The following is a 13,964-nucleotide window of genomic DNA, read 5'->3' on the forward strand; positions in this document are numbered from 1 at the left end:
CTGGTACTTGGCTCGGCCCTCGGCCGGGGAACCTGATTCCCTCGGCAACTGGCCGGTTCCCTTGCACGTTTGCCCAAAAACCGTCGTTCTCGCCTGTCAATGCAAGGCTTTTTCCGGGCCGTCCTCGTAGTACGCCACGGCCTCGTCCGCCGACGGCCAGTTGCGCAGCAGCAGTGCCGCCACCTCTCCCAGCACCGCGTGATCCGTCCGCGCCGCCAGAACGCCCACGTCAACCCCGGCGAAATCCGGCAGCCGCTCGGCCGACGGCCCCGGCCGCGCGGCCACCGCCGGTTCGGTGCGGGGGGTAGTCGCCACGCTGCTCTCCTCTGGGCCGGCTGGACGGGTGTGTTCCCGGACTCCCGTCCACGGAAACACGTTCCGGTGCGGACGGCCAGGCAGCCGGACGGGCGCCCGGGGCGCTCAGGCGGTGGATTCCAGGGCGCGCATCCGGGCGCGGGTGCGCTGGGCCTCGGCGCCGGTCTCCTCCGCGGCGCGCTGCCACTGTTCCCAGCTCTCCCGGTAGGCGTGCAGCGCCGAACGGGGGCCGGCGGTGACCTCCAGGACCTCGCCGCGGCGGTGGTGGGCACGGGCGGCCAGCAGGGGGCTGCCGGCCCGCCGGGCGGCCGCGGCGGCGCGGCGGAAGCAGGCGGCGGCCCGGTCATGGCGCTCGCGGGAGTCGAAGCGGCGGTCCAGCAGCAGCTGGATGTCGCCCACTTCGAGCCAGGCCTCGGCCGCCACCGCGTCCGGTACGTCCACCCCGCGGGCGGCCAGCTCCAGGATCCAGTCGGCCTCGTGCAGATCGGCGAGGGAGGGCTGGCGTTCGTAGCGCAGTCGCAGGGCGCGGCCGAACAGCAGACGGTGGTGGCCGAGGTCGGGGTCCTGCGGCCCGGCCCGGCCCAGCGCCTCGCGCAGGACGTGCACCGCCTCGTTGGCCAGCCGTTTGCCCACTGGGCCGGCCGGCTCCTGCCGGGCGCGCAGCAGCAGCGCCGCGCCGCGCTCGGCCAGCAGCGCGCTGTGCTCGGGCGAATCGGGGGTGGCCAGGCGGAGCGCGGCGGCCAGTGCGGCGAGGGCGGCGTCGAGGGCGGTCAGGTCGCCGGTGCGGGTGTGCACGGCGCGCTGGACGGCGGCCGTACGGCGCAGGGCGGCGGCTTCCAGCGCCGGGTCGTCGAGGGCGCGGGCCGTCTCCCGGGCGCGTTCGAGGAGCGGCAGCACGGACGGCAGGCCCGCGCCGTCGTGCAGCTGGCGGGCCGCCGCCAGATCGAGCAGCGTCTCGCAGACCAGCCGGTCGGCGGCGCTGCCGCGGCGGCGCAGCAGGACGGTGGCGGTGTCGAGGTCGTCGGCGGCCCGCACCGCGAGCGCCTGGGCGGACCGCGGCCCTGCCTCGTGACCGCGGGCGGCCCGGCGGGCCCGGTCGAGCAGGACACCGCCCCGGGCGGCGTAGACCTCGCCGGGTACCTGCTCGCCGCTGGGCCACTGGTCGAGCAGGGCGGACAGACAGCGTTCCGCCTCGTCGAGGGGGTCGTCGGCGGCCAGGTCGCCGGCCCCCGGGAGTTCGTCGGTCCCCGGCACGGTGTCGGGGGCGGGCAGGGCGGCGAGGCGGCGCAGGACCTCGGTGCGCAGCACCATGCACTCCAGGACACGGGGGTCGAGCAGGCTCATCAGCCCGCAGGCGGCGTGCAGCCTGCGGGCGGCGTCGGCGAGCGCGCCGCGCTCCTCGGCCGGGGTGCCGGCGCTGTGGCGTTCCCCGGCGCGGGCGTGGCCGACCCGGCCCAGCACGATCAGCGCCCGGGTGCGCTCCGCCTCGCGGGCGGCGGTGGCGGCCTCCCGGTCACCGGCGGCCCCTTCGGCCGTGGCCCGCTCCGCGCCGAGTGCCGCGCGCTCCGCCTCCTCCAGGGCGTCCGGCTGGCGCCACTTCGCCCAGGCGTGCAGCAGGGCGCGGGCGAGGTCGGTACCGGCCACGGGCAGCCGCTCGGTGGCGGCGCGCAGCAGCCGGACGGCCTCGATCAGGTCCCGTACGGCGCGGCCCTGTTCGTAGCGCTCCAGGAGGGCGGCGCCTTCCGCGGCGGGGCCGTCGGGCGCGTAGGGCCGCCGGGCGGGCGGGCGCAGGGCCGGTTCGAAGCGGCGCAGTACGCGCTCGGAGACCCGGGCGAAGGGTTCGGGGACGGCGCGCTGGCCGGTCTCGGGCTCGCGGCCGCTGCCGGAGAGCATGGCGACCGCGACGGCCGGGAAGTTGCGGGCGCTGCGGCCGAAGGTGCGCTCGATGTAGAGCGAGCAGTGCTTGAGGACCAGGGCGGCCTCGCCCGCACTGAGCCGGCCGAGGAGTTCGTCGCGTACACCGGGCACGAAGTCGTACCACGGACCGCTCACCCCGCCCTGCTCCCCCGGCGTCCCCTCCTCGGCGGGAAGCTGGGTGACCAGGCCGCTGAGCAGCACCTCCGCCAGCTCGGCCGGGCCGGTCTGGGGCAGCATCGCGCGCTGGACGAGCTGGATGACGGGCAGCGCGAGCGGGACGGCAGAGAGGTGGACGGCGAGCAGCCGGGCGGCGGGCGAGGCCTGCTGGTCGAACGCGCGGACCATACGGGCGGGTGCCGCGCGCTCGGGCTCGGGCGGCGGGACCGGCTGCCCGGCGCCGTGGTCGGCCCGTACGACACAGGCCGCGCCGCGCAGCGAGAGACCGGCGTCGGCGGCGGCCAGCCGGGCCCAGGAGCCGAGGGCGGAGGGGGTGGCGGACAGGACCGGGATGGCGCGTTCGCGGGGCGCCGCGGGCGCGGCGCCCGGTGCCGCGGCGGGGCGCCGGCGACGGCGGGACGGGCGGAAGCCGAGGGCTTGGTAGGGGCCCTGGCGGCGGACGAGGGTGCCGGCCACGGCGGGCAGCAGGGTACGCGCCCACATCCGCTGCGGCAGCGGCTGGACCACGGCGAGCGGGGCGTCGGCCGCCCAGCGGTAGAGCAGCCGCTGCATCCGGCCGTCCCGCCACAGCGGGCCCGCGCAGTCGCTGACCACAAGGGTGAGGTGATGGCCCGTCGGGTCGTGCAGCTGGTCGGCGGGGCGCAGCGGGCGGCCGGGTCCCGGGGCCGCGGCGACGCCGATGTCCTGGCCGTGCGGATGGAGGTAGTGCACCGTCACATCGCGGAAGGCGCCGACCCGTTCGCAGACCTGGCGCAGGTCGTGCAGCATCTGCTCCCAGACGGCCATCGAGGACGAGCCGTCCATCAGCAGCCGGAGCGCGGCCGCCCTGCGGTGCACCCCGCGCAGCACCGGGATGATCATTTCGGCATGGGCGGAGAGTTCGGCGGTGGCGGGCTCGTCCAGCTTGCGGCGGGCCGGGGCGACCGGCGGGCGGTAGCGCTGGATGGGCCGCAGCGCACGCTGCAGCGGCAGCAACCCGGGGAACGCGGAGGCGATCGGGACCGCGACCTCGCCCAGGCGCTGCCGGTCCGGGTCGGGGAGCCGTTCCTCCCGGGTGGGCAGCAGCTCGGCCACCCGGCGCCGGGCGCCGTCCCGGAGGACGGACGAGGACGGGTCCGCGTCCGCGGTGCCGGGGCTGTCGGCGTTGCCGTTGCCGTTGCCGTCCGGCGGTGTCCCGCGGGCGTCCCCGGGGTCCAGGGAGACGGCCGGTCCCACCCGGAAAGTGGCCGGATCCGGACCACCGGACTCCTGGGTGCGGTCGGGCCCGGCCGCCGCGGGGCCGTCGGCCCGGGTGGCGTCCGGGGTGATCCACTGGGCGAGCCAGAGGGCGTCGGCCATCCCGCGGGCGTCGGCCGGCACCCCCGCCGCGGTCAGCCGGGCGACGAGTTCGTCGAGGGGGCCCGGGCCGGGCTCCCCGAGGGGCACCGCGCTCACCTCGTCCGATCGAGAGGCCGCATCAGCTCCGCCGTCAGACGCCGCCGGGTCTCCTCCTCGTCCTCGTCCGTCCAGCCGGCCTTCTGTGTGAGGTGGATGGCGTTGAAGAGCTGGTCGACGGCGCGGACATCGCCGGGCTCGCGGTCCAGGAAGCCGTCGATCACCGCTTCGTAGCGCTCGGCCGCGCCCTCGCCGAAGTGGGCCCGCACCATGGCGGCCAGCCGCTCCTTGTCGGGCACCGGGATGTGGAGGTGGATACAGCGGCGCAGCAGGGGCGCGGGGAAGTCGCGTTCACCGTTGCTGGTGAGGACGATGAAGGGGAAGGCATGGCAGCGCACCCGGCCGTCGCGCACCGTCACCCGCGCGCCGTCGTCGCTCAGCACCTCCACCTCGGGGACGGATCCGGCCAGCCGCTCCAGCTCCGGAATCCGGAACTCCCCTTCCTCCAGCACATTGAGGAGGTCGTTGGGCAGGTCGATATCGCTCTTGTCGAGCTCGTCGACGAGCAGGACGCGGGGCCGGGCGGCGGGCAGCAGGGCCGTGCCCAGCGGGCCGAGGCGGATGTAGCGGCCGATGCCACCGCCTGGTTCGTCGGTCGGGTCCGCGTCGGCCACCCCGTCGTCGTCCGCGGCGGACGGGGCCGCGCGGGCGATCTGGAGGTCCTGGAGGCGGCCGATGGCGTCGTAGTCGTACAGGCCGTCGCGCAGGGTGCTGCGGCTGACGACCGGCCAGCCGAGCACCCGGCCGAGGCCGAGTTCATAGGCGACCGAATGCGCCAGGGTGCTCTTGCCGCTGCCCGGCGCGCCGGTCACCAGCAGCGGACGGCGCAGGTAGAGCGCGGCGTTGACCAGCTCGCGCTCGGTCTCGCCGGGGCGGTGGTGGCTGGCTTCGCGGTGCTGCACGCCGAGCCTGCGCTCGGAGGAGGGGTCGAGGGCGGCGGGCGGCGCCACCAGAGGACCACCGTCGAAATCGCGCCACGGGGGTGGCGGCGGAAGGTGCTCAATTCCGTCGTGCGGTGCCCCCGCGCCACGGTAGATGAGCCAGTCGCTCACGTCGGAACTCCTCGTCGCCGGCCAGGCCTCGGTCAGGAGCGATGGTCATGGCGGAGCGCCGGAGACGTCGGCATCGCCCACCCCGGCCTCCCCCACGTCCGCCACCCGCCATCACGCAGGTGCGCCTCACGGACAAGTCTTCCACGACGCTATGACAGTACTCAGCCCGACGGAAGCACACGGGGCGGTTTCCGGTCTCCCGCAGGGGCATCGCGGGCGGCCAAGTGCCGCGTACAGGGCGCCACTTGCCGCGTGAGGGGCGGACACGGCAGGGGCGGGCGCCGGGCGCGTGCGAGGCACAGGGGGGCGTGCGCGGCGCTCGGACCGCCGCGACGGCTCCGTGCCCCGTTCATCGCGGGGACAGCTGGGGGCGGTCCGTGAAGAGCGGCGGAATCGGGTCCTCCGGGTCGTCGTACAGGAGCACCAGATCGCGGGCCCAGTGCATGCCCTCCTCGGCGGCCCCGGCGGCCTTGGCGCGCAGCTGCCGGACCAGCTCGGGGAGTCGGGCCAGCCCGCCCGAGCCCTGCAGCAACTCCCTTACCCCACGGTGGAATTCCTCGCATGCGGCATCGCAGTCCCGTTCCTCGCCGTGCCCTCCGGCCGGCCACAGCCCGGCGGGGAAGCCGGTGTCCAGGACGGCGCCGACCGCGTCCCGCCCGAAGCCGTCGGCGACCGTATGGCACAGCGCGGGCAGCGCGCCCTCGGCGGCCGTCTCCAGCAGCCGCCAGACCGCCTCGTCGAAGCCGCGCGCCGCGCCGCCGCCGGGGTCCGGCGCGATGCGCAGCACCTGCAGTTCAGGGGCGGCGGCCAGGCCCTGCCAGCGGCGCAGCCAGGCCGGGTCGACCTGCTCACGCCGCCCCTGGTCCCGCAGGATCACGGCGCGTCCGGAACCGACCGGCCGCAGCCGGGCGGTGCGCCGGGTCGAGGCGGCGACCTCCCACTGTCCTGCGGCGGTGTGCCAGCGCCCTTCGGGGACGGCGACCTCCAGACGTACCCGGGCGCCGGGACCGGCGTCGCCGTCGGCCCGCAGCAGCCGCCCGCCGAGCCGCCGCAGCACCTGCTCCCGCGCCTGCTCGAACGGCACCCCGCCGGCCGACTCCTGGACGTCCACCCGCAGCCACTGCCCCTGGCCGTAGCCCTCGCTGACCGACCAGTTGAAGAGTTCCGGTCCGCCCTCGTCGTAGAACAGCGGCTCGAACTCGACGAGTACGGAGCGCGGGCGGCGGCGCACCGGCCCTATCCTGCGGCGGTCCTGGGGCTGCAGCACCACCGCCTTGGCCTGGACGAACTCCGCGAGGCGCAGCGCCTGTCCGCGTACCGCGGCGGCCTGTTCGCCCGGTACGTCGCGCACTTCGTCGGCGGTCAGCTGCGCCACGATCCGCAGGTAGTGCACAAAGGCGCGCAGCTCCGTGTACGGGTCGCTGCCCTGGTAGAGCGCGCCGTGGCCGTCCCGCCAGGTACGCAGCGCCCAGGCCCCGGGCCGGTCCCCGCGGTCCAGCACCTCGCCGACCGCGGCCTCCACGAGCAGCGGATCGCGTGGCGCGGGCAGACGGGCGAGCAGGTCCAGCGCCTGCAGCCGCTCCTGTACGCCCCACAGGCGGCCCCGGCCCGACATGATCGCGTGCTGGGCGTCGAACCAGGTCGGCCCGGCGGCGCGGCCGAGCTCCTGACCGGCCCAGTGCCAGCGGTCGTGCAGGCTCATCAGCGCGTGGTACGGGTCGGGCCCCAGACCCTCGGCGCCCGGCACCAGGTGTTCGGGCCCCAGCCCGCGCAGCGCGGTGACCGGCACCGCGAGCCCGACGTGGTCCTGCTGGTGGCGGCCCTTGACGATGCCGACCACCTCGCCGCGGTCACAGTCGATCAGCGGCCCGCCGGAGGCGCCGGGGGTGACCCGTACATCGCTGCCGAACTGCAGGCCCCGGGCGTCCCTGGCACCGAAGCGGACGGCGATGAAGGGGTCGACGGGGGTGGCGGGGGTGACGAGGGGGGTGGGAGTGGTGAGGGGGGCGGGAGTGGTGAGGGGGGCGTGCGGGGTCGCGGGGTCGGCGGGAGTACGGCGCCCGGCCCGCGGCCCCCGGGGGACGCGGGCCCCGTCCGGCTCCCGCCTGCCGTGTCCGTCTCCCTCTCCGCTCTCCCGTACGCCGCATCCGTCCCGCGTGGGGTCTCCCTCGCGTGCGTGTGCGCCCCCGCCCCCGCCCGCGCCTGGGGCTGCGCCCGCGCCGGGGCTTCGGTCGGCGCCGGGGCTTCGGTCGGCGCCGGTGCCTCCGTCGACGCCGGTGCCTCCGTCCCCACCCGCACCCGCACCCGATGCGTCGTGGCCACGGAAGATATAGGCGTCCTCCAGGAGCGTCGCCGGCTGGTCGCTGAGCCAAGCGCAGGGGTGCTCGGCATCCGGGTCGAGCAGCCGGACCAGCGCGAGATCGGCGCGGGCGGCGGCGGGCCCGGCCGCCGGGTCGGGCCGGCTCAGGTCGTACGCCAGCCGCGCGGGCACCACCCGGCCGCCGAACGCGACCCCGAAGACGCCGTCCGGGCCGGTGCCACGGCGCCGCCCGTCGCCCGCCGCGAGCACATGGGCGCAGGTCAGCACCCACCCCGGGGCGATCAGCACCCCGCTGCCCCACGGCCGTCCCGCGCTCGCGCCCGGGGCGGCGCGCAGGGCGACGGTGGTGCGCCCGGCATGGTCGAGGAGCTGTGCGTAGTGGGCACGGTCACCGCGGCCGGCGGTCCGGCCCTCGGGAGTCGTCATCAGCGGCCCGCGTCATCCGGCTCCCGGCGGCCGGCCGCGGGTCCCCCGTGCGGCTGTGCCGCCGGCGGCGCCTCGTCCGCGCGGCGCCAGGTGAGCGTGACCGAGAGGTTGGCCTTGGCCTCGCCGTCCGCGAGCAGGGCGACGGCCTTGCCCGGCTTGGCCGACAGCTCCACGCCGAAGGTCACACTGGTCTCGTCCGGCGCGACCCGCTCGGTGGCCTGGCGAATACTGGCGGCGACCCCGCCGACCATCTCGCGCAGCCCCTCGACGCGGGCGCCGAGCGCGTCCCAGGCACCGACGTCCTCGAATTCGCCGCCGGTCCCGTCCATGTCGTCCGGCCCGTCGAGCCCCGGGGCATCGAGCCGGGAGACCCGGGCCCAGACTTCCGTACCGTCGGGCAGTCCGATGCGCTGCGCGCGCTCGTGCATCACGGCCTCCTGCTCCCCGTGGGCGGCAATTCCCCGATCACCGCGGGACCGTTGACAAGGTGATCAGGCTAGCCTTCGGGCGCCTGTGGCGCGAGAGGTCCATGAGCCTGCCTATCCTGGCCGGGAATGACCCATGACCCCTGGTGGAGAGCGCGTGTATTTCACTGACCGTGGCATCGAAGAGCTGGAGAGCCGGCGCGGCGAGGAGGAGGTCTCCCTCGGGTGGGTGGCCGACCAGCTGCGGACGTTCGTCGACCTGAACCCGGACTTCGAGGTGCCGGTGGAGCGGCTGGCCACCTGGCTGGCCCGGCTGGACGACGAGGACGAGGACGAGTAGCGGGCCGGTCCCTGCCCCGCTTACGGCGTGGCAGGGGCCGGTACCGGTACCGGTACCGGTACCGGTACCGCCTCACGCGACAGGTGCCGACGGTCCGTGCGGAGCTCCCGCGCGCCGCGTACGGCCCGCATGCCGCGCGGGCGGCGGGCCATTGAACGAACAGGCCTGGATCAGACGTAGGTAGCGGAGCGCGTTGCGCCTCCGCATCTTCACGTCTTCCTCGTCGTGGAACGCAGCCCGCACGGCCCGCGGGCCGTGCTCGTACGTGCTCGTCGTAGGCCCTCTTGTTGTTCAGCGACAGCTCGCGGCGGCGGAGACGGAAGCGGTGGCGGGCGCGGCGTGTGCCAACGCGACCGGCCCGGCCACCGCGGCACCGAGCACCGAGCACCGAGCACCACAGCCGAGAGCAACCCCGTTGTTTTACACACGTGTTCGACTCCTTCATGGCATACGCCACGACATCAGGTGCCACCACTGAGGACCCCGCCACCGCGTCGGGCGGATCCACTCTTCCGCACCTTGATGATCAAGGACGCCGGGAGGGGAGCGCTCCGGACACCCTCCGATGCCCTCCGACACCTTCTGACGCTCTCCGATGCCCCCGAACGAGGCACTTGACTTCCCCCATCCGCGATATATCGTGTCTGATGTAGACGCGATATGTTGCGTTGCCGCAGATCAAGGGGAGGCAGGCATGTCAGCCGGGACCGAGTGGTCGCACCAACCGACACAGGTGACCTCACCACGCACTCTGGAGGTCACCGAACCCGTCGACGCCCTGACCGTGCGCGTGGTCAACGGCACCGTCAACGTCGTCGGCACCACGGACGACGGCCCGGCCCGCGTGGAGATCGGCGAGGTGCACGGCCCGCCGCTGACCGTCTCGTACCGGAACGGCACCCTGTCGGTCGCCTACGAGGACCTGCCCTGGAAGGGCTTCTTGAAGTTCCTCGACCGCAAGGGGTGGAACCGCAGCGCGGTGGTCTCGGTGACCGTACCGGCCGGCACCCGCGTCGAGGTCGGCGTGGTCGGCGCCTGCGCGGTGGTCTCCGGCATCTCGGGGCGTACGGACGTCCGCGGCGTCACCGGTGACAGCACGCTCGTCGGGCTGACCGGCGGGGTGCGGGCCGATACGGTCTCCGGCAATGTCGAGGCACAGTCAGTCACCGGCGATCTGCAATTCCACTCCGTCTCGGGGGACCTGACGGTCATCGACGGGGCGGGCGGGGCGGTGCGCGCCGACTCCGTCAGCGGCGACATGGTCCTCGATCTGGACCCCGGACAGGCCGCCGACATCGCCTTGACGACGGTCTCCGGGGAGGTCGCCATCCGGCTCCCCGACCCGGCCGACGCCAGGGTCGAGGCCAACACCGCGAGCGGCACCGTCTCCAACGCCTTCGACGGCCTGCGGGTCAGCAGCCAGTGGGGCGCGAAGAAGGTCACCGGCTCGCTCGGCGCGGGCACCGGCACGCTCAAGGTCACCACCGTCTCCGGCGGCCTGGCCCTGCTGCGCCGCCCCTCCCCGGCAAACGAGGAGCACCGGCCCGGCGGCGGCCGCGGCCCCGCCCCCGATTCGTACGATGACTCCCCCACCGGCCGGCCCGCCGGGAAGAAGGTGCTCTGAGCATGCCCCCCGTCTTTGCCCATGGCCGCCTGCGCCTCTACCTCCTCAAGCTGCTGGACGAGGCGCCACGGCACGGCTACGAGATCATCCGTCTCCTGGAGGAGCGCTTCCAGGGCCTCTACGCCCCCTCCGCCGGCACGGTCTACCCCCGGCTGGCCAAGCTGGAGGCCGAGGGCCTGGTGACGCATGCGACCGAGGGCGGCCGCAAGGTCTACTCGATCACCGATGCCGGACGGGCCGAACTCGCGGACCGTGGCGGCGAGTTGGCCGACCTCGAACTGGAGATACGGGAGTCGGTCGCCGCCCTTGCCTCCGACATCCGGGAGGACGTGAGCGGTTCGGCGCGGGATCTGCGCCGCGAGATCCGGGAGGCCGCCCAGCAGGCCCGCAAGGACGCGGGAGGGCCAAGGAAGGCCGGACGGAACGGCGGCGGGGCGGCGGACGCCACGCAGGGCACGGCCGGCCGCCCCTTCCCTGAGGCCGCCGACTACTTCGACGCCGCCTTCGGCGACAAGGAGTCCTGGCGGCAGACGAAGGAGGAGTTCCGGCGCGCCAAGGAGGAGTGGAAGGAGCAGGCCCGGCGGGCCAAGGAGGAGAGCCGGCGCGCCAGGCAGGACGCCCAGCGGGCCCGTAAGCAGGCCAGGGACGCCCAGGTGTTCGCGCGCGAGGAGGTCCAGCGGGTCATCAAGCGCGTACAGGAGCAGACCCAGGACGCGGTGCGGTCCGGCGACTGGTCGGGGGCGGTGCGCGAGGCGCTGTCCGAGGTCTCCCGCGAGGTCGGGCGCTTCACCGGCGGCCAGTCGGGCGGCGGGTGGGGCGAGGAGCCGCGCGAGGCCGGCCGGGGCGACGAGCCGCACAAGGCCGGGCGGGGCGGCGCGGACAGCGGGACCCGGGTGACGGTCGAGCGTGTCGACCTGACCGAGGAGAGGCCCGAGGAGGGCCCGGCGGCCGGGGCTCCGCCCGCTCCGGAGGCCCCGGAGTGGGCGAAGGAACCGGCCGGCGACCACCCCGCCCGCGACTTCGACCGGCTGCTGGACCGTTTCCGCGACGATCTGCGGGACGCGGCGCGCGATCACGGCGTCACGGCCGAACAGCTGGAGGAGTCCCGCCGCCGGCTGTCGACGGCCGCCGCCCACATCGGCGCGCTCCTGCGTCATCCGGAGCAGTACGGCTCCTTCACGGACCGGGAGGAGGGCTGAGACGGCTCCTTCACGGACCGGGACGGCCGACAACCGGATCGGGACGGCCAACGACCGGATCGGGACCTCACCGCCGGGACGACTCAGCGGCCGCGGCCGCCGAGCGGCCGGAACACCGAGCAATCGGGACTCCGGGCAACCGGGACACCGGGCAACCGGGACACCGGGCAACCGGGGCGGGCGCACATCCGATGCGCGCCCGCCCCGCCACGGCCACGGAGCCACGCGACGGGACCACGGGGCCACGGCCATTCACCCAGCCCCGACACACTCCCGCAGCGCCCCGATGAGCCGCTCGGTCCGCTCGTCACCGGCGCCGCCCATCCGGTTGGCGGTGTAGGCGAAGCCGACTCCGAACTCGTCGTCGCCGAAGGCGAATTGGCCGCCCGCACCGCTGTGGGCGAAGGAGCGCGGACCGAGCAGTCGACGGAACGCCGAGTTGAGGAGGACGCCGCTCCCCCAGCGCGCGCCGAGGTCCGGGAAGCCGGAGAACGAAGGCCCGCCCGACAGCTGGGTGACCGCGTCGGTGACCGTTCCCTCGGACAGCAGCCGCGGCCCGCCGTCCAGACCGGTGGCGACCGCCGCGTACAGGGCCGCCAGGCTCCGCGCCGACGACACCGCGCCCGCACCGGGGAACTCGGCGGTCAGCAGGGCGGGCGAGTTGTAGCCGTGCGGATCGTCGAGTCCAGGGAAGGGCAGGGCGCCGTTCATCGTCACGGCCCGCATGGGCAGCAGATCGCTCGGCAACGGGGCCCGTCCCGCCGCCTCGACGAGGCGGGCCAGCCGCGGAACCTCTTCCTGCGGCATACCGATCCAGGTACGCAGCCCCAGCGGTTCACCGATGACCGCCCGGAAGTAGCGGCCGGGCGTGCTGCCGGTGAGGCGCCGGATCACCTCGCCGACGATGAAGCCGAAGGCCTGGGCGTGGTACTCGTGCGCGGTGCCGGGCTCCCAGAGCGGCTTCTGTTCCTCCAGGGCGCGGATCACCGGCGTCCAGGCGGTCAACTCCTCGAACGTCAACTTCCGCTCGACAAGCGGGATTCCGGCGGTGTGGGCGAGCACCATCCGGGTGGTGATCCCCTCCTTGCCGTGGCGGGCGAACTCCGGCCAGCAGTCGGCCACCGGGGCGTCGAGGTCCAACTTCCCTTCCTGCGCCAGCAGATGGGCCAGGAAGCTGACGACGGACTTGGCGACGGACATGACGGGAAGGACGGTGTCCTCCTGCCACTCCCGCCCGGTCCGGTCATCGGCGATACCGCCCCACAGGTCCACGACCTTGCGCCCGCCCACGAACACGGCAGCGGCGGCGCCGAGTTCACCGCGCTCGGCGAAGTTCCGGGCGAATTCGTCCGCGAAGGCCCCGTATCCCTCGTCGGCCCATCCTCGGTACGGCATCCGGCGCTCCCTGTCCATAGGCGCAGCGACCCCCCGTGGGCCGTCGGCCGGGTCACCCTACGCGCGGGCGGCGGCGGGACTCGATCGAATATCCGGCGCACGGAGGACATCCGGCCGCTGCCCGGCCACCGCGGGTGCCGCGGGTGCCACGGCGGCCGGGCAGCGGCCGGCCGGCGGCCGGAACCGGATCCCCCAACCGGCCATCAGCTACGCACAGTTGTCATCTACGCTCTGGATTCACGCCGCGTAATCGGGGAACTCACTACTTCGCACGGCTTTCCGTCCGGCGCCGGGCTCCGGGGAACCCCAGCCGTTGAACCCCGGCCGCCCGCTTCCGCGGACCGGTTCGCCGTGTTCCCCACCACGGCCCACTCCCTGTCTGCGCACGCATCGTGAAGGCCATGAGGTAAAGCGATGTCGGAATACCTTTCGGTCGCCCGCCGGATGTGGCACCTGCTGGAGCCACTGCACGCCACGCTGTACTTCGCCCCCGAGGCCCGCCAGGTCGCCGCCGACCTCGGCCATGATGTGTCCTCCCGCTGGCCCAGCTACTTCGCCTGGCGCACGGCTCCGCTGGGCGCCGCCGGGCCGGAGCTGGTGGCCGCGACGTACTACACCTTCAGCCCGCGGCTGATCGCCCGGCACCTCCCGCGGATCTGGACCATCGCGGACCCGGCCAAGGTGCTGGACGCGCGGCTGCTGGCCATGGACCGTGCGCTGACGGTGCTGACCGACGGCCGGCTGAGCACCGCGCAGCTCGCCGAGGCGGCCCGGCTCGCCCGCCAGGCCGCCGAGAACGCCGGCTGTGCCGCCCGCCCGCTGGCCGCCGCCAACCGCGATCTGCCGTGGCCGGACGCACCGCATCTGGTGCTCTGGCAGGCCGCTACGGTACTGCGCGAGCACCGCGGCGACGGCCATCTGGCGGCCCTGCTGACCTGCGGACTCGACCCCTGTGAGGCCCTGGTGTCGTTCGCCGCGATCGGCGCCGCCCCGGCCGCCGGCTTCGCGGGGCGCGGCTGGAGCGCACAGGAGTGGAGCGACGCCCGGCACCGCCTCGCCGCCCGTGGCTGGATCGCGCCGGACGGCACCGCGACCGAGCGCGCCCGCACGGAACGCGACGCGATCGAGCGGACCACGGACCGGCTGGCGGCCGGACCATGGCGGGCACTGGGCCATTCACGCGCCGAACGGCTGGCGCAACTGCTCCACCCCGTCCTGAGCGCGGTGTTCGAGGCCGGATACCTGCCCCGGCACGGCACGCTGGGCATCGGGACGGTGAAGGTGAACTATCCGTAGGGCGGGGGCCAGCCGTGCCATGTGTACGGGCCGTGGCACGCGTG

General features: G+C 75.0%; 10 protein-coding genes. 4 read left to right on the forward strand and 6 right to left on the reverse strand.

Going from position 1 to position 13,964, the window contains the following annotated elements; translation table 11 throughout:
* Positions 1-96: 96 nt before the first annotated feature.
* From D9V36_RS14975 to D9V36_RS14995, 5 genes are all read right to left on the reverse strand, one after another.
* Positions 97-315 (reverse strand): YxD-tail cyclophane-containing RiPP peptide, encoded by a 219-nt coding sequence (locus D9V36_RS14975; RefSeq protein WP_129294214.1) that lies wholly within the window; start codon positions 313-315, stop codon positions 97-99.
* A 105-nt stretch (positions 316-420) separates the two neighbouring features.
* Positions 421-3,834: an SAV_2336 N-terminal domain-related protein gene (locus D9V36_RS14980; RefSeq protein WP_241720878.1), complete on the reverse strand. Its 3,414-nt coding sequence runs from the start codon at positions 3,832-3,834 to the stop codon at positions 421-423.
* Between the two features lie 5 nt (positions 3,835-3,839).
* Positions 3,840-4,895 carry an AAA family ATPase gene (locus tag D9V36_RS14985; protein ID WP_129294216.1) on the reverse strand — a complete coding sequence of 352 codons (1,056 nt, stop codon included), beginning with the start codon at positions 4,893-4,895 and terminating at the stop codon, positions 3,840-3,842.
* Between the two features lie 349 nt (positions 4,896-5,244).
* Complete coding sequence (locus D9V36_RS42605) at positions 5,245-7,641, reverse strand: trypsin-like peptidase domain-containing protein (RefSeq protein ID WP_129294217.1); 2,397 nt, start codon at positions 7,639-7,641, stop codon at positions 5,245-5,247.
* Positions 7,641-8,069, reverse strand: coding sequence for a CU044_2847 family protein (locus tag D9V36_RS14995; RefSeq protein ID WP_129294218.1), 429 nt, complete (start codon positions 8,067-8,069; stop codon positions 7,641-7,643). The genes D9V36_RS42605 and D9V36_RS14995 overlap by 1 nt, the downstream gene beginning before the upstream one ends.
* 154 nt (positions 8,070-8,223) lie before the next feature.
* On the opposite strand from D9V36_RS14995, the gene D9V36_RS15000 reads away from it, so the two are divergent.
* From D9V36_RS15000 to D9V36_RS15010, 3 genes are all read left to right on the forward strand, one after another.
* Positions 8,224-8,406 (forward strand): DUF6104 family protein, encoded by a 183-nt coding sequence (locus D9V36_RS15000; protein WP_088799957.1) that lies wholly within the window; start codon positions 8,224-8,226, stop codon positions 8,404-8,406.
* Between the two features lie 694 nt (positions 8,407-9,100).
* On the forward strand, positions 9,101-10,030 hold the full coding sequence (locus D9V36_RS15005; RefSeq protein WP_129294219.1) for a DUF4097 family beta strand repeat-containing protein: 930 nt from the start codon (positions 9,101-9,103) through the stop codon (positions 10,028-10,030).
* Between the two features lie 2 nt (positions 10,031-10,032).
* Positions 10,033-11,229, forward strand: a complete 1,197-nt coding sequence (locus D9V36_RS15010; RefSeq protein ID WP_129294220.1) for a PadR family transcriptional regulator — start codon at positions 10,033-10,035, stop codon at positions 11,227-11,229.
* Positions 11,230-11,481: 252 nt separating this feature from the next.
* Here the strand turns inward: D9V36_RS15010 and D9V36_RS15015 are convergent, their stop codons facing one another.
* Positions 11,482-12,624 carry a serine hydrolase domain-containing protein gene (locus tag D9V36_RS15015; protein WP_129294221.1) on the reverse strand — a complete coding sequence of 381 codons (1,143 nt, stop codon included), beginning with the start codon at positions 12,622-12,624 and terminating at the stop codon, positions 11,482-11,484.
* 414 nt (positions 12,625-13,038) lie between these two features.
* Between D9V36_RS15015 and D9V36_RS15020 the strand changes: the two genes are divergently transcribed.
* The gene (locus D9V36_RS15020; protein WP_129294222.1) at positions 13,039-13,920 is read left to right on the forward strand and encodes an SCO6745 family protein; all 882 of its coding nucleotides are present in this window, start codon (positions 13,039-13,041) and stop codon (positions 13,918-13,920) included.
* The last annotated feature ends 44 nt before the right edge of the window (positions 13,921-13,964 follow it).

Origin of the sequence: Streptomyces lydicus (assembly GCF_004125265.1) — a bacterium.
GTDB classification, from domain to species: Bacteria; Actinomycetota; Actinomycetes; order Streptomycetales; family Streptomycetaceae; genus Streptomyces; species Streptomyces lydicus_C.

What these genes read in the sequence shown, in the direction of transcription:
- D9V36_RS42605 (WP_129294217.1), bottom strand. Translation starts at nt 7,641, where the DNA reads ATGACGACTCCCGAGGGCCGGACCGCCGGCCGCGGTGACCGTGCCCAC.
- D9V36_RS15015 (WP_129294221.1), bottom strand. Translation starts at nt 12,624, where the DNA reads ATGCCGTACCGAGGATGGGCCGACGAGGGATACGGGGCCTTCGCGGAC.
- D9V36_RS15020 (WP_129294222.1), top strand. Translation starts at nt 13,039, where the DNA reads ATGTCGGAATACCTTTCGGTCGCCCGCCGGATGTGGCACCTGCTGGAG.
- D9V36_RS15005 (WP_129294219.1), top strand. Translation starts at nt 9,101, where the DNA reads ATGTCAGCCGGGACCGAGTGGTCGCACCAACCGACACAGGTGACCTCA.
- D9V36_RS14995 (WP_129294218.1), bottom strand. Translation starts at nt 8,069, where the DNA reads ATGCACGAGCGCGCGCAGCGCATCGGACTGCCCGACGGTACGGAAGTC.
- D9V36_RS15010 (WP_129294220.1), top strand. Translation starts at nt 10,033, where the DNA reads ATGCCCCCCGTCTTTGCCCATGGCCGCCTGCGCCTCTACCTCCTCAAG.